The organism is Thalassoroseus sp., from assembly GCF_984380535.1.
Window position 1 is genome coordinate 221,118 of sequence record NZ_CFHRBF010000004.1, and the last position, 23,706, is coordinate 244,823.

Consider the following 23,706-nt stretch of genomic DNA (forward strand, 5'->3'; position numbering starts at 1 on the left):
AATTCGGCATATTAGGCAATGTTAGCCACGCAATTCGAACGCCTGTGACTGCGGAAAGTGTTTTCCTTCCCTCAAATCCACTGTAGAATCTAGTTTCGCTAAACCACCAGAACAACCTAACCGAAAAATTGTGTGTATACTAACTGACCTACCACATAACGAAGCCGAGATGTTTCAAGAATCACGATTGAAAATATTGGGGAAACAGCGTTGAATGGGTCCAACCCACCGCGTTTCCTCAACAGTTGATCGCTCGCGACGCCTCCCAACGTCAGCGATCGATCGCACCTCGCGTTGATTACCCACACAACCCAAAGAGCTCATACATGCCTCGTCCTAGCAAGCGGTCCGGAGCACGGCATCACCGAATCCATATTGCCAGCGTGGAAACCTTCGAAGACCGAGTGTTACTTTCAGCGGTTTCGTCCGTAGCCGATCTTACGGAATTTGCTCCGATCGACGGAGTTGGAAACAACGAAGCCCACCCGGAACAGGGATCCACCGATACGCCGCTGTTGAGACAAACTTCCGTTGGATACACAGACGGTCTCGGCACGCCCGCCGGTGAAGATCGTCCCAGCGCACGCGCAATCAGCAACGCCGTGGCGGCCCAGTCCGGGTCGAACGTCAACGACCGGCATCTGACCGACTACATCTGGGTGTGGGGTCAGTTTCTTGATCACGACATCGACCTAACCGAAACAGCCGACCCTGTCGAACCCTATCCGATCAAAGTACCGACCGGGGAACCGTTGTTCGATCCGTTCGGCACTGGCACTGCTCAAATTGCGTTGTCGCGTTCGATTTATGAAATCGACATCAACGGAATCCGTCAACAAATCAACCAGATTACCACGTATATCGATGCGTCCAACGTCTACGGTTCGGACATTGCCCGCGCAAATGCATTACGTTCATTTTCCGGTGGCCGACTTAAGACCAGCGAAGGCGATTTGCTGCCGTACAATGTCGATGGCGTCCCAAACGGCGGGGGAGAAAGTGCCAGTTTCTTTCTTGCCGGTGACGTGCGAGCCAACGAAAACGCTGTTCTTACATCGATTCACACGATTTGGGTTCGCGAGCACAACCGCATCGCCGACGAACTCGCCCAGAACGATAAAAGCCTGACCGACGAGGAACTCTATCAGCAAGCTCGGGCGATTGTCACCGCGGAAATTCAAGCGATCACCTTCAACGAGTTTCTGCCGGCCCTTCTCGGTGAAAATGCCATCGACGATTACACCGGTTACGATCCGAACGTGGATCCGTCCATCGCGAACAGCTTTTCGACAGCCGCCTACCGTCTCGGTCACAGTTTGCTTTCGTCGGAATTGCAACGTCGCAATAATGACGGCAGCGTAGCTGACGAAGGCAACATTGAGTTGCGAGACGCGTTCTTTACGCCGTCGGTCGTTGGTGACAACGGCATTGACAGTCTGCTGGTTGGTGCGTCCTATCAGTTGGCCCAAGAAATCGACCCCCAAGTTATCGACGACGTCCGCAACTTCCTTTTCGGACCTCCCGGTGCCGGCGGGTTTGATTTGGTGTCGTTGAACATCCAACGTGGTCGCGATCATGGTTTGGCGAGTTACGCCCAAACGCGGATCGACTTGGGACTATCACCGGTCACCAGTTTTGCCGACGTTTCTTCCGATCAGGCAATCCAAGCTGCTCTCGCGAGCGTTTACGAGACTGTCGACCAAATCGATCTCTGGGTCGGTGGTTTAGCCGAGGATCACTTGCCCGGTTCCAGCGTGGGCGAACTGTGGAGCACAATCCTCACCGATCAATTCGAACGACTTCGCGACGGCGATCGATTCTGGTATCAAAACATCTACACCGGAGAACTCCTCGAAGAGATCGAATCGACGACATTGGCCGACGTGATCGAACGCAACTCGACCGCTGCCGGTCTGCAAGACAATCTCTTTTTCAGTCGTGCGTCCCAGAACTCTTCGCAGGTGGAACACCTTCGCAATGACCCGGTCCCGTCCCAGCGGATGGACCGCGATTTTGAAATCGTTGTCGCCGGTGATTTCGACGGTTCCTCAGCCGGGCAGGGGATGCAAGACGATCTCTTCCTGTGGAATCCACGCACGGGAACAAACCGCGTGATCCTCAGCAATGGAGCCATTCGGTCCAACCCGATTCCGCCACAGGCCATCAATGGTAACGATTTTGGAATCGCCGTCGTCGGTGATTTCGACACGACCGGCGGTAGTGACATCTTCTTTTGGAATCCACTGACGGGGCGGAACCGTCTGGTCCACTTCGATGACGGCTCCATCGGCCAGCTGGACACCAACATCGAAACGAATGTGGTCTCACCAACTGCAATCAACGGGAACGCCTACGGGAAAATCGTCACGGGTGACTTTGACCAAGGCGGTGCCGACGACTTGTTCTTCTGGAACCCGCGCTCTGGAAGCAACCGGCTCGTGAGGCTTGCCCCGGGTTCATCGCCTGATACGACCGTCACCGTGCAGATTCAAACCGATGTCATCACGCGACAAGCTATCAACGGCAATGATTTCACAGAGATCTACGCCGGCGAATTCGTGGCTGGCGGAGGTGACGAATTGCTCTTTGTGAATTTGCGAACCGGACGCAACCGCGTGGCCGAATTCACGCAAAGCATTCCCGGTGGCGAATTACTTGCCGGAGCGATTTCGAATAACGTGATCGACTCGACTGCAATCAACGGAGATACCTACACTCACGTTTCCATCGGCGATCTCAATCGGGATGGCGTTGACGAACTTTTCGCATGGAACTCCCGCACCGGATCCAATCGGTTGTGTCTGATCAACGATAACGACCCGACACTCGACCAAGTCTTCGACGAATTGGTGGACTCCAGCTTCATCAACGGCAACGACTTCGACCAATTACTCGGATTGACAATGGATGATGGCGACGAAATCGGCGACGCTTTGTTCTTCTGCAATTCCATCACCGGCCGAAATCGCATGGCCTATAACGGCTTTGACGACATGCGTCCCTTCGGGCAGTAGACGTCAAAACGAGACTCCGGCTATCATGGTTTGCATGATGAACAAGCCTGAATCGTCGCCTGATTTCTCTTTTTGGAAAGTAGTTGATGCGATCGCGCTAGGTGTCATTGGCACGTTCTTTGCAAACATCCCTTCAGCCATGATTATGATGGCGATCGCGCCGCGTCATCGTGAGAATATTCGCGATGTCGTATCCTGGCCATTTCCGCCATTCGCCCTGGGGGGTGTTGTACTTACGTTGTTGATCGTGTACGTGATCGCTCTCGACGCATTCAAGAATCCGAAACTGCGAGTTCTTATCGTCTGCGTTGCAGCCATCGAACTGTATTGGATCAATAACATCGGCATTTTACGTCGTTTCCACATCGGCAAGTTTTAAGTATGAACCTGGACATCGTTGACGGTGACTTACTCGATCAGGATGTCGAAGTCATCGTCAACGCGTGGAATCGCAATGTGATTCCCTGGTGGCTACTGATCCCGCAAGGCGTCTCCGGGGCAATCAAGAAACGCGGGGGAAACAGCCGTTCCGCGAACTCGCGAAGGTCGGACCGCTTCCGCTTGGGCATGCGGTCCTGACGAACGCCGGGACATTGCCGTTCCAAGGCATCATTCATGTCGCCGGAATCAACCTGCTATGGCGATCCTCGGAGTACTCGGTCCGCGAGTCCGTCCGCAACGCAATGCGAATCGCAACCGATCAAGGGTTCCGCTCCATCGCCTTCCCTCTCATCGGTGCCGGCTCGGGTGGCGGAAAAGCCACTCGAATTTTGAATTGGATGCAAGACGAACTCACGCAGACTGAATATCAAGGCGACGTGCGAATCGTGCGTTATCACAGCAGATAATCAACTTGCACCGATCGTTTCCGGAACTTGCGGTTGCGTGATGTGGGGTTCATCATCGCTTTCGTCCTCGGTCCTCACCAAACCCACCATGCGATGCTTGGTTTCCATGACCACGCTGAACAACGTCGGCACGAGGAACAGGGTAAACACCGTCGACAACGCCAACCCCCCGAGCACCACACTCCCCAAACCGCGATAGAGTTCACTCCCGGCTCCCGGGAACAACACCAAAGGCAACAGTCCGAGCACCGTGGTGGTCGTTGTCATAAAGATCGGGCGAATCCGCGTGCGGACACTTTCCAGAATTGCTTGCCGTGGCGCGAGGTTGTCTTCCCGCATCAGGTTCAACGATTGGTGCACGATCAAAATCGGGTTGTTCACGACAGTCCCAATGAGGATCACGAAGCCGAGCATCGTCAGTACATCGAGCATCTGCGTCGGTTGGCCCGTGAAGGTCAACCACTGATTGAGTAACTGCAACCCGATAATTCCCCCGACCGCCCCCAGCGGAACACTTAAAATCACCACAGCCGGGTACAGCCACGATTCGAATAACGCCGCCATCAGCAAATACGTGATGAGCAATGCTAAGATCACGTTTGACTGCAACGCCTTCCAGGTGCTGTCGAGTTTGTCTGCCGTTCCCGCTAGATTCACTCGATAGCCACCTTCAAGTTGCCCGCTTTCTCGTAGTGGTGCGATGACCTGCGTTTTGATGAGTTCCATGGCGTCTTCGAGTGCCATCTCTGCGGGCGGGGAGACTTCAATTGTGATCGCTCGCAGACGTTCCCGGTGATTGACTTGCTCCGGTCCGCTACTCATCTCAACCGATGCCAAGGCTTCCAACGGAACGACTTGCCCAATGGGCGTCGCTACCGGCAAACCGCGAATTCTTTGCACGCTGTCAGCTCGGGTTTCATCGCCGACAATCGTGACATCGATCTTGTCGCCTTCGATGTAATAATCGCCGGCGTAGGCACCGTCGATCAAAGCATCGGCAGCGTAGCCCAGATCGGCGGTCGGGATTTGCATCTCGGCAGCTTGTGTCAATTTAGGCCGAATATGCACTTCCGGCGATGACAAATCCAAACTCGGCACGGGACGGGCTTGAGCCGATTCGGTGATGGTCTTTCCATCGACGACCCGGTCAACTTTGATAATCGCCCCGATCGGTTTGAGACCGATTTGCGGATTGCCCCCGAGAATCTGCCCTCCCATACCAACGAGCGTTTTCAGTTCCGGCCCAGTGATTTCGATATCAATTGTTCGCCCGGCAGTTAGCCCTTGTTCGAACAAACTTGACTGTTTCGCCACCGCGAACGTGCCCGGCAGTTTCGAACCGACCTGCTGAACCAACGGCACGAGTTTGCCGACTTGGTCCTGATTGCGTGCCCGAATCCCCAAAAATACTTGCCGACCCCGAGCCACAAAGAAAAAGTCGCCGATGATCGGGTAATCCAAACCGGCTTCGGCCGCATCTTTGGCGTCGGTATCCCAATAGGGCCGAAGTTCCCGTTCGACGGTCTCGCCCATCTCCATCATTTGGTTGAGGTTGTACCCCGGCGGCGGAATGAGAATTCCGAAAACGAGGTTTCGGTTACCGGTCGGCAGATATTCGACCTTTGGCCACAGAATCCAACTAAGTGCGACCGCCGCACCTACCAGAATTCCAATCGTCGCCAGCCGGCGGGTAAGCGAGTGTTGAATCCAGTTATTGATCGACACCACCTTGTCGACAAAATATCCACCACACTTGTTGACCGCACGGACGAAAGCCTGATCTTCGTTTGGCTCGGTCGAATCAGCATCGCCAAGCCCGCCGATTTTAAGATTGCGGCCTCCGAACAATCGCGAGGACGCCGTCGGAATCACGGTCATCGAAACCAACATCGAAAGTGCCACCGCACCACTGATCGCCAAGGCGATATCACGGAAAAGTTGGCCGGCTTCTTCTTGCACAAACACAATCGGCAGGAACACCGCAATCGTCGTGAGCGTGGAGGCAACGACCGCTCCCCAAACTTCCTGCGTGCCCCGCACGGCGGCGGTGATTGGTTTTTCACCGAGGGAGGAATATCGACGGAAAATGTTTTCCAGCACGACAACGGCGTTATCGACCAACATCCCGACCGCGAACGCCAGCCCGGCAAGCGAAATCACATTGAGCGATCGGCCAAGCGCACCGAGAATCAAGAATGTCCCGATAATACTGATCGGAATCGCCAGACCAACGACCAATGCCCCCCGGGCGAACCAGAATCCGGCACCGATGATGAGTGCCAAACAGGGCACGAAGAACCACGGCGAAACAAACGCAGCAGCAATCGCGGTCGCAAGAATTGCGGGAATCACGAGCAACGTGCGGATGCCGAGATGCAGAAACGACATGAGCACGATCATCGTGAGTGCCCCCCCGATGAAGATGTTCTCCTGCACCAAATCGACAGACGAATAAATGTAATCGGTTTCGTCGTAGACCTGCGTGAGCACCAACCCACGATCTTTCAGAATGCCCTCGTTGAGTTCTTGATTGACCAACCGCAATCCATCCATCAAGTCGAGCACGTTCGCACCGGTTTCCCGCAAGCAGTTCACCGCGATGCTCGATTCGCCGAACCGCCGCACTAAACCGTCGGGCTTGCGATACCCTAGTCGAACTTGCGCGACGTCACGAACATACACGGGGCCGCCATCGTCGTGGGCAAGGAGTTGTTGCTCGACTTGTTCAGGCGTGCGGAATTGCCCAAGCGTTCGCACGACCCAACGGCGTTTCGATTCCCAAAAATCACCGGCGGACACATCGGTATTCTGCCCGCGTAGTACTCGTCGCACGTCGGCGATCGTCAAATTCCGAGCAGCCAACTTGTACGGGTCGACGACGACTTGCAGTTCCTCTTCCAATCCGCCAAGCACGTTGGATTGCGAGCAGCCGGAAACCCGCTCAAAACGGGCTTCGATCTCATCTTCGGCGAACCGCTTGAGCTTCGTGACATCCATATCTTCCGGTGGCAACAGAGACTTGACCGCGGGATGATCTTTGCTCAAATTTCGCAACCGGAGCGTCGCCAAACCCGGATTGGCAGCGTTTAACACCTTGTCTAAAGCGTCTTTGATTTCGGGATGCTGTTTCTGCATCTCCCGAATGTCGTCAGGGTTCGGAAATTGGGCACTGAGGATGAACCACGCAATCGGTCGGTCCGCTGCGTTCGATGTACTGATAATCGGTTTGTCGGCGTCTTCGGGGTAGTTGGGAACTTGTTCCAACCGGCCGATCACATCGACGACGGCTTTATCCATGTCGGTTTCGACAAGAAACTCCAGCGTAATTTTGCCGCTGGAATCGCTGCTTTCCGATGTCATCTTCGTGACGGACTCGACGCTTTTCAGCTGCTCCTCTTGTTCGAGCACGATCTCGCGTTCGATCTCCTGCGGACTGGCACCGGGCCAACGCGTTTCGACCGTGATGGTCGGCGTTTGCACCTCGGGGGTCAGTTGCATCGGCATGCGGTCGAGCGCGACATAACCAAACAGCACCAACAGCAACACACCGACCGCCACCTTCACCGGGCTGCGAACGAATGAACCAATCAGTTCCATGATGTACCGATTCGGAATTAAGGATTCGAGATGAAGATTGATGATATGCGATTTACCACCGACCGACGGCGTCAGTCGGAAGTCACTGCAGAGCGAATCGACGTTGCTGGTCCAACTTTCGACGGCTCCACGGTATCGACAATAATCACTTCATTGGGGCCACGTGGACGCAACCGCTCGTTCCCCAGCACAACCACCAAATCACCTTCCTGAACGTCGCCTTTCACCTCGATGAACGTGCCGGTCGCCGCATGAGTTTCCACAGGAACCGCGACAGCCGTCCCGGTCAGGGGTTCGCCTTTCTTCGCGGGGGACTTGGGTTTGACGACGAAAACAGAACGTTGATCTCCTGCGAGCACCAAAGCATCCTTCGGCACCAACAATCCATCATGTTGGGGGCCAGTGGGAAGGTACGCCCGAGCTAACATGCCAGACTTGATGACAGGTTGGCCGTCAACGATTTCGTTGTCCACACGGACTTTGACCGGAAATGTTCGCGAACGAGGATCGCCTTGGGGGTTGATACTGGCGATCTCTCCCCGGAATGAACGCCCTAACGCGGGCACTTCGACTTTCTCCACCGCACCGCCAATTTGCAGGTGTGGCACATGACTTTCCAAGACGTTCACAACCACTTCGACACGATCCAATGCCACAACTTCCGCAACGAGATCTCCTCGATTGACCCACTGGCCTTCCTCGGTATGTTCTGCAGAAACGTAACCAGCGAATCGAGAAATGATCGTGTGTTTCTTGATTTGGTCCGAGAGTTTCTCGACGACCGCCTCCTGCATGCGTGTCATCGCTTCCGCCTGAGCGACCTTTTCCTTCCGAGGGCCGGCGACCGTCAAATCATGACCGGCTTTCCGTTCGTTGTAGGTTTCCTGAGCCGAGGTCCACACCGAAATCGACTGCAAGAGTTCGTCTTCGGAAATGCTATTGCGGGCATACAGAGTTTGTGCGCGTGACTTCCGGCTTTCGGCCAACTCTAAGACCGCTTTCGATGCTTCCATCTGAGCACGGGCCTGTTCGATTTCCTCGGGACGCGAACCCGCTTTGAGTTCTTGCAATTCCTCGCGTCTCACTTCGAGTTCCGCTTTGGCGGCTGCGAGTTCGAGCGAGATCGTTTCCGTCAGCAGTTGAGCGAGTGTTCCGCCTTTCTCCACGCGATCGCCTTCGCTAACAGGAAAGTCAACGACGCGGCCGTCGACCGCACTGCCGACTACCGCCCGTCGTTCCGGCATCACCGAACCGACAAACGCTTGTTCGGAACGAATCGGCGAGATTTGGGCCGGCGAGAGAACGACACGAACCGTTCCCTGAGCAAACGCAGAGGAACTCGTGATCCAACCGCTGCACAGTGCGATCAGTGTCGTCGAGATACTCAGGCCGGAGAACAATTTTCCGCGTGGGGTGCGGACTTGGGGGGGCTTCATAGCGGAGATTCCGAAGGATCGTGATTTAAATTGGCATGCACGACGCGAAGCAGGTCTCGTAAGTTTGCAACTTGCTCGTCACTCAGACCGTGTGTGGCCCGCGCACGGATTCGGCGGGCACATTGAGCAACGATTTCCCAAACGGGTTCAGCAGCGGAAGTCAACTCGATCAGTTTCTTGCGGCGATCGTTGGGGCAGTTGGTCCGCCGGACCCAACCGGTACGTTCCATCCGATCCACAATCCCCGCCAGCGTGGGTGGTTCGATCTGCATCCGACTGGCCAGATCGCTTTGTGAGAGTTTCCCATCCAGGACCAGCCAGCCCAGCACTTGCGACTGTCGAAAGGTCAGGTCATGCGGAGCAAGTTCTGCATTGAGCACACGATGAAACGACAAGGCTGTCACCGTCACCCAGTAGCCAACACTCTCTTCAAAGTCATAGTCCATACCGAGACCCACCCCAATTCAATAGCAAGCTAAATTTTAGCAGGCTTAGTATCAGTGTCAATTTCGAATTGTCAGACGAGGCAATGAGTCTCAGCGTGCCGGATCAGCTGTCCTTTCCGAAGACGAACAGATGAAACGAATGAGGGCAGGCTAGCCAACCTCATTCGAAACTCTTCAATCACGAGTGAGCGCACTCTTCTGTAGGAAAGTTCGATTTAGTACCGAGCCAAATCCTTAGTGGCAGGTTCCATATCAAGTTCGCCCAGCATCCGACTGGCCTCATTGACCATCATTTTCATTTCGCTGGCAATCGCGATGAACTGCCAACCCTCTTCGATTCTCTGTTTAACCTGTTCCGGCGTTTGCACGTGTAGTCCGACCGGAGTGCCTGTCTTTTTGCCGGCCGCCAAGACGCGTTGCATCATTTCTTCGTGAGCTTCCGCCGACGGATCCGTGCCATCCGGCGTTCGCATTTGTGCTCGCAAGTCGTTTGGGCCGACGAAGATTGCATCGCAACCGGGCAAGCTATAAATCTCCTCCGCGTTCTCGACACCCGTGGGAGACTCCGTTTGCAAGACCACGAGAATCTCATCGTTCGCATGCCGATAATAGTCACCCGCCGAAGCCGCAAAGTTCAATGCGTGCATTCCGCCGCCAACCGATCGGTTTCCAACCGGCGGGTACTTCGCAGCGGCAATGATCGACTTCGCTTGCTCGACGGTATCGACCATAGGCGCCACAATCCCCATCGCACCCGCATCGAGCGCCCGTTTGATGTGCGTGTGGTCGCCATTGGGCACCCGGCAAATCGGCACACAGCCGGCGTCCGCGATGACACCGAACAACGTGCCCGCTTCCATCCAACTGATGGGCGAGTGTTCCATATCGACCGTGAGCCAGGGAAAACCAGTGCGAGCCATCAATCGGGTCGCAAAAATATTTCCGAACGACAACCATGTCCCAACTTGTGGTTCCCCCGCCCGTAACGCGGCTTTGACTGGATTCTTCTTCATTTGCGTTTTCCGTAATTTCGTCGGGTGCGTCGTGACACACCACATGAGGTCGATAATGGTTGAAAGGGAGGGTGCGTCGCGACGCACCCGACGATGAGAAAATTATTGTTTGAACATGGGGTCGTTCGGGTTGCCTCGCGAGAGAAGATAAGCCATCAAATCCATGACCTCGTCGCGGTTCAAATCGTTGAGCAGTTTCGCCGGCATCGTGGACGTTTTCGAAGGCGTCATGACTTCGATTTCATCCTTGTCCACGGTGACGGTTTTCGAGATATCGACCGGATCGGTCAGGATGACGACTTTGCCATCGGCTTCCGAAAGCACTCGCCCTGAATGGCTCAGCCCCGAAGTTAAAAACACTTTCATCTCGCGATACTGATCGGAGATGACTTTGCTGGGGTCGATAATGGCGTCGGCCAGATCTTTGGCGCCGAAACGACCGGCAACGTTGGTGAGGTCCGGCCCGGTGGCACCGCCTTCACCCCCGAAGCGGTGACAACGCACACACTGAGCCGCCGCGAACATCGCGCGACCTTGATGAAAATCCCGTCCGGTCAGACCAGATGCTGACATTTGCACTAAATCATCGACAGTCCAGTTTTCTCCCGGCCCCTGTGGCTTCGGAAGTTCCTCTAACGATGGTGGTTCGAGAACAACGGTTCGCTCGAGGGCTTCGCGTTCCAAGTCGGAGGCGTTTTCGAGAGCTTCCTTGCGAATGTTGTCGATGAAACCCTGATAACTCGCCCCGCCGCTTTTCTCACGCTGGGCCGCCAAGTGGGCAAAATATTCTTGGCGTTGTTCCAGCGTCCAACCGTATTTCAGATTCCGCAGCACTAACGCGTAGAAAACTTTATCTGGGTCGGGTTGGTTGGCAATCATCTGAGCGACCGTCCCGCCGTAACCCGGATTGCGAGCCAGCAAGTCGGCCCGTTGTTCCGCACTCGGTTTGAACGGATTGCTCATCAACTTCAGCGTTTTCGTGATGACTGTTGGCGATTTGAGATAGACCAACAATCGCGCGAGTTCGCGGTTCACTTCGGAATCGTCACTTGGGAAATACGGATCGAGCTTTCCGGCCAACTTCGAGGCAATTTGTGAAGTCGGTTCCCCCATGCGAATGAAGACTAACGCCCACGCCCGCAGGTACGCCAACTTTTGATCCTTGTCGAGTCCGCCGAAATCCACTTTGTCGAGAGCCGATATCGCAACCGCTTGCTGCGACGGTTCGCCTTGCCGAGCCAGTGCAATGACCGCCGAGACAAGTTGTCGTGGGCTGTCGACAGCGTTCAATCTCGACAGCCACTTTTCGACGGGCCGATGCTCCAACGCGATTCGGGCAGCATAACGAATGAAGCGGTCTGGACTATCCAATTTCGACCAGATAAATTCCATCTCGTCTTCGTCGACTTCACCAGGACGGTGCAACGCTTCTAAACGGCGGCGGATTTCGCGCGATTCCTCGCTTGCTTCATTTCCCGCGTCCACCGGTTGCGTCGATTCGTCACCCACATACGTCACACGATAGAGTTCCGATTGCGTGCCGCGACCGCCGATGGTGAAGTACAACGCGCCGTCCGGTCCGACGGCGGCATCGGTTAATGGGAGCGGTGTGCGTGAGAGGAACTCGGTGCGTTCGCCGTCGTAGGTGGAACCATTTGGGGTCAGGTGAATCGCGTAAATCGTGCCGAAGGTCCAGTCAAGCAGATACAACGCTTTCTGATACTTCGCCGGGAACTTAGTGCCGTAGCCGAACTCCACTCCCACTGGCGAACCCGGGCCGATATTCACAACCGGCGGCAACGAATCTGGGAAATACGTCGGCCATTTACCGGTGCCGCTCCGCCAACCGAACTCGCTGCCGCTGACGGCGTGACACACACGCGTCGGGCGATACCAAGGCGAACCGAGGTCCCACTCCATGTCGGCATCGTACGCGAACAATTCGCCATCCGCGTTGAACGCCATATCGTACGGGTTACGGTAACCAACGCTAAACATTTCCCACTTCTCACCGTCCGCGTCGGTCTTGGCGATCCAACCACCTGGCGCCAACTTCCCACGGGCATGTCCGCGAGCGTCCCACTGACGCGGCAACAGCAAATCTTCGCTCCAGTTCGAAGGAATGCGTGATGCATCAAACTCAACCGGGTCCGTGTGATTTCCAGCGATCACATACAGCGACTTGCCATCCGGCGACAGTCGAATCGCATGCGGCCCGTGTTCGCCACCGCCTCGGAACGATTGGAGTTTCTTCACCTCATCGTATTGGTCGTCGCCGTTGGTATCGGTCAGCCGATAGAACCCACTCCCCGGTCCGCCGTTGACGGAGCAATACAAACTTCCGAACGCCGCCAGCATTCCTTGAGCCGACGTCATTTTGACGTCCAACGGCTCAACTTTCGTTGGTTCATCGCTGCCGATTGGGGACGGGGTGACGCGACACAAGCCTTTGTCGCCCTGATCGCTCGCAATCAAGCGTCCTTTGTCATCGAACGTAATACATACCCAGGAACCGAGTTCATCCTTGGGAACCGTGTAAAGCAATTCGACTTGGAATCCCGGCGGCGTTTGGAACACATTCCGCGGTTGACTGCCTGCCAAACGTGGCTTCGAAAAGACATTGCCCCACGGTTGATCGCCCATCTTTCCCACAATTCGAGCCGCAACGGCATCGGAATCGCTTTTCTTGCGAGAGACGGTCCAACTGTCATCGGTCACGATGAACTTTGGCTGGGCATTTGGGTCGCGTTTGTTGACCAGCATCAACTTCATGGCAAACGCCGCGATTCCGCCTTGGTTGTTTGCTTCGACAAGAATCTCGTTCTTGCCCCGCTTGAGCATCGCGCCGATTTCACGCGTTTCCGGCGATTGCCATTCGCTGCTGCTGAAGACTTTCTTGCCGTTCAGAAAGACGGTCATCACGTTGTCGCACGACGCGATCGCGGTGCCGGTCCAACCCGGTTCAGCGGTGAATGTTTTGCGGAAATATCGGGTGGCGTTGTCTGTGCCTTCATTCCAAATCCAATTAGGTTTCGGACCTTGGTTCGGGTCGATTGTGGGCGTTTCCGGTTTGCTGGTTTCACCCTGCACCTGAGAAGCCGCGACTTCCGGCATCTGCGTCAGAACTTTCGCAGCATCGGCGGCGAATGCCGTTCTCGAAAACCCACCCAAAACCAGCGTGCAACAACACCATCCGCACACCCGAACAACCAGCAGCGAACGCAACATATCGAACCTCTTCGGAATAGATTGGGATATTCCGTTAAGATAACGAATGCCCGATGCGAACGGTAGCGGGTGGGAGTTTGGCAAGTGACGAGGGACCAGAGGCCAGGGCCGGAGATTGATGGGACTTTGCACGCCTGTATGACGTCTCACAAGTTACAATGGGCAACGGTCTGCGAAGTTCAAATGCACAATGGCAAGGTGATTTCATGACACGGCAAGTTCTGCTATGGGTCGGGCTGTTCCCAATTTGCGGTTGTAATTTCCCGCAGTTCGACCCCACCTCGTCAAACGACACGATCGATACCATGTTGACAGTGGTACCGTCTCACGATCCCGAACCGCCGGTTTTCTCGCTCGCTGACAAGCCTGTGCTCATCCCGATCTCCCAGAGACCCAATGGACCAGCGATTGCGGAACGCTTCAGACCACCAGCTCCAGAACCGTATCCGAATCAGATAACGGTCCGTGAGGCGAAAGCGTTGGCAGCTGTATTAGACGAAGAATGGATCGGGTGCGGCATTGGGAGATTGGAGGGCGAATGGCGTGGTGCGGAATGGCTGGGTTACGGCGGAAACCTTTCTACGACCTGGTATGATGGCCCGGTCACACTCGAGCTCTTTTCCCTCGCCACCGACCACGGGAGTCACTTGATGGGAGTGACAATCAACCGCCAAGAGTATCGGCGTGAGAGTCTCAACACGAACATCTTAACGTGGCGACGTACACGGCCGGAGCGTTGACGCACAAGTCTGGCTCGAAACTCTATTCGTCTTTCCGGGCCGCGAGCCACTTGGCGTATTCGCTGTGAGCGTAGAAGATGACGTTCGTGCCAAGTTGGTAGCACGCTTCCCAGACCGTCGGTTTCACGCCGGCATGGTCGTCGGCCCAGGCATCGGCGATGTCGCCGGGATGGTAATAACACACCCAGCGTCCGTCGACTTTCCAACCGAGCGCTTCTTTCCCACCGTGCGGAGCGACATACGGCAGAAAGGGCAGGGTGTAGGGGATGCGGTGAATCACGTCATCCAACGGCACCGGCACCTCCCGCACGTTCGGCAAGACTTGGTGCATCATGTGCAAGACTTGATTATGAAAATGCCGACTGCCGCCATTGTCCACGAACAGCATGCCGTGTTTGTCGAGCAGATACTCCCGCAGAATTTTGATCTCACCATTGGAAAGTGAAATGTTCTTCTGCCCGGTCAAGAAGACCATCGGCGGAGACTTGCCGATCGGGAAATTCTTGAGTTCCGCGACCCGTCGGGCTTCGGTTTCGGCAGCGACTTTCTGACCGGTGCGGATGCCGTACTCAATCAGAATATTTTGGTCCGCCCCCACACCGAAGTCTTGGTTCCAGTCGCCGCCGGAGTATTCCAAGCGAATAAACCGCACCTTGCCCTTTTGCGTGCCGCCCGCGAAACCGGCTCCTTCACCCTGTCCGTAACCGACCGTGTAAGCGTGTTTAGTCAGGTCCTGCGTGATGACCTGCACCTCATCAATCGGCGGAACTTTGAACTTGAGCGCCGACAGCGGATTGACGACAAACTTCTGCCGAATCTTTTTTTGAACTTTGACGACTTGTGCGATCGGCTGTTGCTGCCCACCACCGGCAGGCATTTCGTAGACTTCGGAACAGCCGCCAACTTGCGTGAGCAGCATGTAACCCGCGAAGAACAGCAACATGTAACTCATCAATGCCGACAGCGACTGGTTCAGTTTCTGACTGCGTCGCCCGTAAAACCACGCATCCGGTCGCATAGGGTTCCAGATGCGTTTTGGTGGTTCCTCAGTGGTCTCGAGCGCTTCCAACCAGTGTCGACGTTCGATCCGTTCGAGCATCCAAATCAGCCACGCCAACCCGACGAAGAAGATGCCAATCGTGCCCCAAAGTGCGAGTTGACTGCGAGCCCATTCCCATCCCAACGCATCGGCCGCGAACACACTGAACTGCCACCACATCACGCCGATGAATGTACCCACCGCCCGACGTCGCACAATGTCCGCTTGCCGAACTTTCAACCACCAGTAAAAACCGAACGGAATCGTCGCAACGAAGACCGCCCAATACACACCGGTGACCCAAGTATGCGAGTCGGCCAGTCGCGTGAAGTATTTCCAGGTTGCAACCGCAACCAACCACACGACGAAAAACACGCCGGAGAGAATTTTCTGGTTGCGGGAAACTGAAGTCTCGGACATATCGCGACGTTAATCCAAAGAGCGATCAAGGATGCTGTCCAGGTCGGGAGCTTCCGCTGGGTTGGTCCCTTTCGTTTCGTCGATCCCGAGCACACGGGCGGCATTGTTCAGATCGGGCTCTGAAGCCGTCGGATTCGCCGGTGGGGTCTCGGCCGTTGACTCCGAAGAGGTCGCTGTCGTTTTGGTGGGACCTTTTTCCGCGGTCGTCGATTTTGGTGCGGATTGGGCAGCCGTCTTGGATTTCGACGAGTTATTTGCGGCTTCGGCAGATTCGTTGAGCATGTATGGCACGACCGTAAACACACCGATGACCAACACGAAGCCGATCGTCGAGATCAACAATGCCTGGATCAAATTACTCGACGCGAACGCACCTAGAGCGTCTTCGGGCGACTTCCCGCGAATCGAACTTAGGAACTCACGCAGTTCAGCAGCGGAGGCGGCACCGTTCGTCCGCAGTTTGTGCAAGTCATTCGCCACGCCGCCGCGTGCGGGCGGTTCGCTGAGACGGTCTCGGGTATGGTCCATGTGTTGTCTCCAAAAACTCGCGAGGAATTTCTCACGGCTTGGTTATTCTTCGGATGTTTTCTGCTCTTCGAGAACGAGGAACGCTTCGCCACCTGCCGCCCCGACCGCTTCCAAGACCGGCCCCCAACGTTGACCGAGGGCGTCTTTGTGAATTTTGAGCAGCACATTGCGTTCGCCCTTAGGGGCATCGCCAAGAAGTCCGCTGACGGCCCCTTCCAGACCCGCCAATCCGATTTCTCCTCCGTTGAGGTACAGCCGGCTTTCTTTGTCGATCACCACACTGACTTGTGATTGCCGACCCGCTTGCAACTCCGCCGCATTTGCAGGCTGCCATTGCAGATGGCTGTCGTCCTGAGCCCGAGCGAGAATGACGAAGAAGATCAGCAAGTTGAACGCAATGTCCCCCATTGCCATGCTCGGCACTTCGGCAGTTGAGGATCGTCGGCGGATTTTCATGCCAGTTAGGGGCTGGGGTTGGATTTAGGGGTTTGGGAAAGCGTTCTTGCTTTGTTCTCAACTATTCAGTGGGAACGTCGACTTCTTGTTCTTCTTCGGTTTGTAGCACGACGGTGCCACCCGCGGTGTCGATGATCTCCGAGACCTCCACGTAGCGAAACCAGGGGGCGTCGTTGTCGTAACTCACCACGACCAATTTTTCTTCCGGCGTGCGAGCGGCGGCAAACTTGTTCGTAAGTGCCGGACGGAGCGTGTCCAACTGAATCGGGTCACCATTGTATAACAGCACACTGCGTTTGATACGAACTTCGAGGTTTTCCTGTTCGTTTTGCTGCTCGACGGTTTCGCTGCCGGGAATGTTCTGTTCCTTGCCGCCCTCCGGTTGGACTGACGCACACACCAGGAAGAACACGATCAGATTGAACGCAATGTCCCCGGTCGCACTCGCAGGCGATTCCACCAACAACTTGTTACGTCGCCGAATTCGCATAGGTTTCTGCGGTTTAGAGTTCAAATTTCTGTTCGGGTGGCATGCCCACCGCTCGGGGTGGGCATGGGCCGGTGACGTCGAATGTCTAATCATGCCCACGCAAAGCCGTGGGCATGCCACCCATTTATTCGTTCTAGGCTATGACACCAAGTTCGCTTTCGATTCCTCGGTCGGCGTTCCGTTGCGTTCTGCGAGGGTTTCGTTGAGCGAGACGGTCTCAATCAGTTCCGTGGCGGATTCTTCCACGTCGAGTACGAAGCGATTGATCACGCTGTTGAAATAGTTGAACCCGATGAACGCGGGGATTCCGACGATCAATCCGAAACACGTCGTTAGCAACGCTTCACTGATCCCGCCGGAAGCGAGTTTAACGATGTTCTCTTCGCCGATGCGTTCGTTGATTTCATTGAAGGACACGATCATCCCGGACACCGTCCCCAGGAACCCCAGCATCGGGGCGGCACTCGAAACCGTCGCCAGAACCGGCAGATGTTTTTCCAAAGCAGCGACGATGTGCACGCTGTAATCGTCCATTGCTTTAATGACTTGTTCTTCGATGCGGGCGGTGTCGTAACCGAGTCGTCGCAGCACGACATATTTCCGCAGTCCTGCCGCGAGAATCGCCGCCACCGGCCCGGTTTCGCGGTCACACAATTCGAGGGCTTCTTCCGGGTTATCTTGCTCCAAGAGTTTGCGGACTTTCGCCCGCAATTCTGACGAATCGGTACTCAGCATCTTCAAACTGCGATAACGTTCGATGATCACGCCGAACGCGACAATTCCGAGCAACAAAATCGGCAGCATGAACCAGCCGCCATCGAGCAACAACTTGAGTGCCCCGGAGTTCCTCAACCCGTCGAGGACACCGTCCGATGTGGATTCTTCTTCCGATTCGGTCTCGGTATTTTCGGTCGACCCTGGTTCATCGGTCGGAGCGGGATCTTCCGGAGCGACTTGCTGTTCGGCGGCAGGCGGCGGTGGAACATCGTCCACATTGGGGGCAGCCGGGGCCGCCTGCGCGAACAAAACCGTACAAACTAACCAGTGCGTCATGACGAATCACGGCTTTCCAAAACGTCTGTCTTTTGAAGTTTCGAATGTCACTGGCTGCTAGTTTGCCAGCGACACCCTCGCATTAGACAGTTGTCTCAAACTCCCATGAGGATACGCAGAATTTGCTCAGCTCGCCTATTTTTTGAGAGTTCCTGGTGTGACAGCGACAAAATGCGTATGTAATTTCAATTCACTGGTCCCCTGCGTGATTGGGTGGCAATCCGATGCGTGAGTCGCGAGAATAGGGGCCGCGCGGCCGATTTTCCGTTTAAGAGGGTGTACATGTAATGTCCGATGACCGTCAAGCAGCCACAATTCTCATCTTCGGTGCCACCGGCGATTTGACGGCCCGAAAACTTTTACCCGCCTTGTACGAATTGTGGATTTCCGGGTATTTGGCGGACCAATGTCCGATTGTCGGTGTTGCACGACGCGACAAATCCGATGACGAGTTCCGCAGCGATATGCAGTCGGCGATCCGCGAAGCACGAGACGACTTCACCGAGGAACGCTGGAACAAATTTGCCAGTCGACTGTTCTATCAACGTGCGGACCTAAAAGACCCGGAAGACTTCAATCGGCTTCGTACCCGTTTGGAAACACTCGAAGACGAAACGAACACTCACGGAAAACGTTTGGTCTACCTGGCGACGGCTCCAACATTGTTCGTGCCTTCGGTCGAGGCGCTCAGTGAAGCCGGAATGATCCCGCATGCGGAGAGTGACCAAGTCCTGCGGGTCGTCATCGAAAAACCTTTTGGACACGACTTGGAATCCGCTCGCGAAATGAGTCGGCAACTTGGTCGTCTACTCAATGAGGACCAGATTTACCGCATCGATCACTATCTCGGAAAAGATACCGTCCAGAACATCTTGATGTTCCGCTTCGGCAACGCGATTTTCGAGCCGCTCTTGAACCGGAATCACGTCGATCATGTTCAGATCACGGTAGCAGAGTCTCAAGGAATGGAACACGGTCGTGGAGCGTATTATGATCAAGCGGGCGCTTTGCGAGACGTGCTCCAGAATCACGCGTTGCAACTACTCTGTTTGACTGCGATGGAGCCACCGGGGCAGTTTCTGCAGGAACATATCCGGGACGAAAAAGTCAAGATTCTCGAAGCACTTCAAGCACCATCGGCGAACATTGATGATTGGGCGGTCGCCGGACAGTATTTTCCGAATACGATCGGCGGCGAAACGCTGTTGGGTTATCGCCAGGAGGAGCGAGTTTCCGAGACGTCCAACCGCGACACCTACGTCGCGATGGAAGTGCATGTCGACAACTGGCGATGGTCCGGTGTGCCGTTCTATCTGCGAACCGGAAAGCGTATGGCCAGTCGGGTCACGGAAATCGCGATTCAGTTCAAACTCCCGCCGCAACACTTGTTTCAAACGGTCGAATGCGAAGGCGATATTTGTGACGTCGTCGGGACCCAACCAAACGCATTGGTCTTTCGCATCCAACCCAAAGAAGCGATATCGCTGAAGTTCTCGACCAAACGACCGGGCATGCAGTATCAAGTGCATCCCGCGAATATGGAGTTCGATTACGAAGACGACTTCGGCGAGAAAATGCCGGAAGCTTACGTCCGCTTGTTGCTTGATGTGCTTCGTGGTGACTCCACACTCTTCACCCGCAGCGATGAATTGGAAGCCGCCTGGAAATTCGTGACGCCGGTGCTCGAGCATTGGGAACAAGGCAACCACGAACCCAACTTCTACCCAGCCGGCACCTGGGGTCCGAAAGCCGCCGACAATTTGCTCAACCGCTCCGGTCGACATTGGCGTCGCCCACGTTCATCCGGACCGTCTTGAAGATGATGAGGTAATGAGGTCTGATGTGATGAGGAAAGGGTCCGTAGGATGCGTCGCGTACCATTTCGCATTTCTAATTAATGATCTCATCGAATAGTTGATGTCGAAAGAAGTTGGGTGGCATGCCCACCGCTTGGGGTGGGCATGAGCCAGAAAGGTTCAAATGTCGAATCATGTCCACGCAAAGCCGTGGACATGCCACCCTTGCCACTTGATGAATGCGAAGTGGTAGCAGTAAAACGCAACCTTTTGATCGACGTGGAAGGAAATCTGTGCGATACGCTTCGCTACACACACCCTACATACTCTTCGCGAAGTACAAACCAGTGTAGACTTTGGGGTCGATGTACCGGCCTTTCGCTCGGCGTTTGAGCCATTCGTCGACTTCGGCCAGCGGCACTTCGTGGACTTCGATGTCTTCCGAACCGTCGCCACCGCCGCCGTCTTTGGTCTTCGTCAAACCGGTGGCGAGATAGAACGTCACGACCTCCGTCGACAGCCCGGCAGAGGGTGGTCCTTCGGCGACTTTCTTCATCCGGCGGGCCTTGTAACCCGTTTCTTCGTGGAGTTCCCGTTTGGCCGCCGCGACGGGTGTTTCGGTCTCGGAGTCATCCCCGACCAAACCGGCCGGAATTTCGATCACGCGTTTCCCAACCGGTGCCCGAAACTGCTCGATCAAGATGATCTTCCCGTCATCGGTGATCGGAATCATCGCCACGATGCCAGTGACACCAACGCGGTCGACATATTCCCAGCCGTCCTGTCTGAGTAATCGTAAATACTTCCCACGAGCTTGGAAATCAATCGAGGAATCGGCATTCATGGTGCTTCGTTTCGTTGGTTTGGATGGATGGGATCGTTATCATGTCAACGTCGTATCCCCGCGTCTAGATCATTCGGAAAAGGGAAACCTATGTTTCAACGTCGCTCATTGCTGATCGTGTTGTCAGCGATTCTTATTGTCTTGCCAACGTCGTCATTTGCCGCGGATAAGCCGGCTCGCGTGTTGTTTTTGACGCAGAGCAAAGGGTTTGTCCATGGCTCCGTGAAACGCAAAGGTCAAGAGTTGTCGCCGTCCGAGATCGCGATGAAACAGCTCGGTCAACAGACTGGCCTGTTCACCGTCGATGCGACTCAAGACGCCGCCGCCGACTTCACACGCGAGAACCTGGAGAACTACGACATCGTCATGCTGTATACGACTGGCGAACTCCCGATTAGCGACGAAGCCAAAGACTACTTCCTCACGAAATGGTTGACGCAACCCGGTCATGGCGTGATTGGTTTTCACTCGGCGACCGATACCTACCGCAACGACAAGCCCGAGCATGCCTGGTATCGGGAAATGATCGGCGGCACCTTTGCAGGGCATCCGTGGGGAGCTGGCACGACAGTCACGATCGCCGTCCACGATCCCGAACATCCTGCCATGCAACCGTTTGGCGAAGAGTTCCAAATCAAAGATGAGATTTACCAATACGTGAATTTCGTCCCGGAAAACGTGCATGTGCTGATGAGCTTGGATATGTCGAAATGCAAACCAAGCAAACCCTATCACGTGCCGGTGGCGTGGTGTCGGGAATGGGGCGAAGGCAAAATCTACTACAACAATCTTGGCCACAACAACCAGACATGGACCGACAAACGCTTTCTCAAGTCCACCGAAAACGCGGTGAAATGGGTGCTCGACCAAGTTGACGGCGACGCGACCCCGAACCCGGAAGTCTCCGCCGAAGCCACCGCCGCCGCTAAGAAAGCTGCCGAATAGGGATTAGGATTTAGGGGATAGGGATTAGCGGAAAATCAGAGCATTCGAAGCCTCTAACCTAATTCCTAAATCCTAACCCCCAACCCCGAGACCTTCCCCCTCACTTCAATCTGCCCCAACAAAAACCAATTTCATCATGACAACTGTTCGCACGCGATTCGCTCCGTCTCCGACTGGCTACATGCACATCGGAGGGATGCGGACCGCTCTCTTCAACTGGCTGTGGGCGAAAGCCAACAACGGTCAATTTATTCTTCGCATCGACGACACCGACCAAAAACGTCATGTGGAATCGGCACTCGAACCCATCTTCCAAGCGTTTCGCTGGTTAGACATGGATTGGGACGAAGGCCCGGAAGTTGGGGGGGAATTCGGTCCGTATTTTCAATCGCAACGCAGCGGGTTGTACAAAGCGGCCGTCGAAAAATTGCTGGCCGATGGGCATGCCTTCCGCGATTACAACACGCCCGAGCAGAACGCCGAAGATCGGGAACTCGCCGACAAGGAAAAACGCCCCAGACTCAACATTCGTCGTTCGCTCGACCTCACCGACGCCGAACGCGAGCAGTACAAAGCCGAGGGACGAAATTATGTCATCCGATTGCTGGTTCCGCGTGATCAGAAGATCGCGGTAGACGACTTGGTTCGCGGTCATGTCGAATGGGATCTGTCGGTCATGTCGGACCCTGCGATCGCTCGCGGCGATGGTTCGCCACTCTACAATTTGGCGACAGTCGTCGACGATGCGCAAATGAAAATCAGCCATGTGATCCGAGCCGAGGAACACCTCTCGAATACACCCGCTCAACTGCTGATCTACAAAGCTCTCGGCGAGACTCCACCACGGTTCGCTCACATTCCATTCGTGACGGCACCGGGAACATCGAAGAAGCTGTCAAAACGAGACATCGGAAAATACCGCAATAACCCGAGTTTCAAGAAACTCTTTGAAGCTGGCGACCGAGTGTTTCCGCAATTGAATCTTGGCGAGATCAACAACGAAACCTTGAACCCGGTGATGGTGCAGTTCTACGAACAGATCGGCTACCTGCCCGAGGGCCTACTCAACGCGCTTGCCCAACTTGGTTGGTCGTTCGACGACAAAACCGAGATCCTTTCCCGCAAGTTTCTTCTGCAGAATTTCACGCTCGAAAAGGTCATCAAAGCGCCCGCCGGGTTTGATCCGGATAAACTCAACAGTTACCAAGCCCATTGGATGCAGGAACTATCCCGCGACGAGAAAGTCGCCGGGTGCATTCCGTACTTGCAACAGGCCAAACTCTTGAGCGGTTCGGCAACCGATGATGATCGCGAATGGGTCGGCAAAGTGATCGACATTCTTGGCGAGCGATTAGTGCTATTCAGCGATATTCTGAATGCCGACGACTTTTTCACATCGGATGACGAACTCACTTTCGACGAAAAATCGTTCAAGAAACGAATCCAGAAACCGGATGACGCCGTTCCGTTGCTGACCAAGTTCCGTGACGAGTTGGCCAAGGCCGAGCAGTTTGATGCCGACGCTTTGGACAAGTTGCTACACGATTTCTGTGAGACCGAAGACGTGAAGATCGGCCAAATCATCCACGCGATTCGCATTGCATCCACCGGAAAACCGAGTGGACCGGGAATGTTTGATTGCCTCGCGGTACTCGGCAAAGACCGCGTCCTCGCCCGAATCGACCGAGCCTTGGCAATTGCAAAAGCCTAACCGAAAGCACCACTAAAGCGGGTGCCACGGCTTTGTGAGCCGTGTTTTTCGGGGTTGTCGAGCGGCACGGTTCACCAAGTCGTGACACACTGGTTCGCGACG

The 23,706-nt window shown here is 55.1% G+C and carries 17 protein-coding genes and 1 pseudogene; 7 read left to right on the forward strand and 11 right to left on the reverse strand.

Annotated features, from left to right (window positions below):
* The first annotated feature begins 326 nt into the window (after positions 1-326).
* The 3 genes and pseudogenes from AC5DDB_RS07000 (at position 327) to AC5DDB_RS07010 (ending at position 3,862) form a co-directional block, all read left to right on the forward strand.
* Positions 327-3,014: a peroxidase family protein gene (locus AC5DDB_RS07000; RefSeq protein WP_491738980.1), complete on the forward strand. Its 2,688-nt coding sequence runs from the start codon at positions 327-329 to the stop codon at positions 3,012-3,014.
* Positions 3,015-3,048: 34 nt separating this feature from the next.
* The gene (locus AC5DDB_RS07005) at positions 3,049-3,393 is read left to right on the forward strand and encodes a hypothetical protein (RefSeq protein ID WP_491738981.1); all 345 of its coding nucleotides are present in this window, start codon (positions 3,049-3,051) and stop codon (positions 3,391-3,393) included.
* A 2-nt stretch (positions 3,394-3,395) separates the two neighbouring features.
* Positions 3,396-3,862: pseudogene (locus AC5DDB_RS07010) on the forward strand (macro domain-containing protein).
* Here the strand turns inward: AC5DDB_RS07010 and AC5DDB_RS07015 are convergent.
* From AC5DDB_RS07015 to AC5DDB_RS07035, 5 genes are all read right to left on the reverse strand, one after another.
* Positions 3,863-7,459, reverse strand: a complete 3,597-nt coding sequence (locus AC5DDB_RS07015; protein WP_491738982.1) for an efflux RND transporter permease subunit — start codon at positions 7,457-7,459, stop codon at positions 3,863-3,865.
* Positions 7,460-7,530: 71 nt separating this feature from the next.
* Positions 7,531-8,895 carry an efflux RND transporter periplasmic adaptor subunit gene (locus AC5DDB_RS07020; protein ID WP_491738983.1) on the reverse strand — a complete coding sequence of 455 codons (1,365 nt, stop codon included), beginning with the start codon at positions 8,893-8,895 and terminating at the stop codon, positions 7,531-7,533.
* Positions 8,892-9,341, reverse strand: a complete 450-nt coding sequence (locus AC5DDB_RS07025; protein WP_491738984.1) for a MarR family winged helix-turn-helix transcriptional regulator — start codon at positions 9,339-9,341, stop codon at positions 8,892-8,894. Before AC5DDB_RS07025 ends, AC5DDB_RS07020 begins: the two co-directional genes overlap by 4 nt.
* A gap of 215 nt (positions 9,342-9,556) precedes the next feature.
* A complete protein-coding gene (locus tag AC5DDB_RS07030; protein WP_491738985.1) occupies positions 9,557-10,354 on the reverse strand; it encodes an HpcH/HpaI aldolase family protein in 798 nt (265 codons plus the stop codon).
* A gap of 102 nt (positions 10,355-10,456) precedes the next feature.
* Positions 10,457-13,582, reverse strand: coding sequence for a c-type cytochrome (locus AC5DDB_RS07035; protein ID WP_491738986.1), 3,126 nt, complete (start codon positions 13,580-13,582; stop codon positions 10,457-10,459).
* Between the two features lie 206 nt (positions 13,583-13,788).
* Between AC5DDB_RS07035 and AC5DDB_RS07040 the strand changes: the two genes are divergently transcribed.
* Positions 13,789-14,322: a hypothetical protein gene (locus tag AC5DDB_RS07040; RefSeq protein ID WP_491738987.1), complete on the forward strand. Its 534-nt coding sequence runs from the start codon at positions 13,789-13,791 to the stop codon at positions 14,320-14,322.
* A 22-nt stretch (positions 14,323-14,344) separates the two neighbouring features.
* Here AC5DDB_RS07040 and AC5DDB_RS07045 read toward each other — a convergent pair whose 3' ends face one another.
* From AC5DDB_RS07045 to AC5DDB_RS07065, 5 genes are all read right to left on the reverse strand, one after another.
* Positions 14,345-15,781 (reverse strand): DUF4159 domain-containing protein, encoded by a 1,437-nt coding sequence (locus AC5DDB_RS07045; protein ID WP_491738988.1) that lies wholly within the window; start codon positions 15,779-15,781, stop codon positions 14,345-14,347.
* A gap of 9 nt (positions 15,782-15,790) precedes the next feature.
* Positions 15,791-16,309 (reverse strand): hypothetical protein, encoded by a 519-nt coding sequence (locus AC5DDB_RS07050; protein WP_491738989.1) that lies wholly within the window; start codon positions 16,307-16,309, stop codon positions 15,791-15,793.
* Between the two features lie 42 nt (positions 16,310-16,351).
* Positions 16,352-16,765 (reverse strand): ExbD/TolR family protein, encoded by a 414-nt coding sequence (locus AC5DDB_RS07055; protein ID WP_491738990.1) that lies wholly within the window; start codon positions 16,763-16,765, stop codon positions 16,352-16,354.
* A gap of 61 nt (positions 16,766-16,826) precedes the next feature.
* The gene (locus AC5DDB_RS07060) at positions 16,827-17,255 is read right to left on the reverse strand and encodes an ExbD/TolR family protein (RefSeq protein WP_491738991.1); all 429 of its coding nucleotides are present in this window, start codon (positions 17,253-17,255) and stop codon (positions 16,827-16,829) included.
* Between the two features lie 138 nt (positions 17,256-17,393).
* Complete coding sequence (locus AC5DDB_RS07065) at positions 17,394-18,308, reverse strand: MotA/TolQ/ExbB proton channel family protein (protein ID WP_491738992.1); 915 nt, start codon at positions 18,306-18,308, stop codon at positions 17,394-17,396.
* A gap of 287 nt (positions 18,309-18,595) precedes the next feature.
* On the opposite strand from AC5DDB_RS07065, the gene zwf reads away from it, so the two are divergent.
* A complete protein-coding gene (zwf, locus tag AC5DDB_RS07070; protein ID WP_491738993.1) occupies positions 18,596-20,125 on the forward strand; it encodes a glucose-6-phosphate dehydrogenase in 1,530 nt (509 codons plus the stop codon).
* Between the two features lie 298 nt (positions 20,126-20,423).
* Here the strand turns inward: zwf and AC5DDB_RS07075 are convergent, their stop codons facing one another.
* Positions 20,424-20,948 carry an NUDIX hydrolase gene (locus tag AC5DDB_RS07075; protein WP_491738994.1) on the reverse strand — a complete coding sequence of 175 codons (525 nt, stop codon included), beginning with the start codon at positions 20,946-20,948 and terminating at the stop codon, positions 20,424-20,426.
* Positions 20,949-21,038: 90 nt separating this feature from the next.
* On the opposite strand from AC5DDB_RS07075, the gene AC5DDB_RS07080 reads away from it, so the two are divergent.
* Complete coding sequence (locus AC5DDB_RS07080; RefSeq protein WP_491738995.1) at positions 21,039-21,893, forward strand: ThuA domain-containing protein; 855 nt, start codon at positions 21,039-21,041, stop codon at positions 21,891-21,893.
* A gap of 136 nt (positions 21,894-22,029) precedes the next feature.
* Positions 22,030-23,604, forward strand: a complete 1,575-nt coding sequence (gene gltX / locus AC5DDB_RS07085) for a glutamate--tRNA ligase (protein ID WP_491738996.1) — start codon at positions 22,030-22,032, stop codon at positions 23,602-23,604.
* Positions 23,605-23,706: the final 102 nt, after the last annotated feature.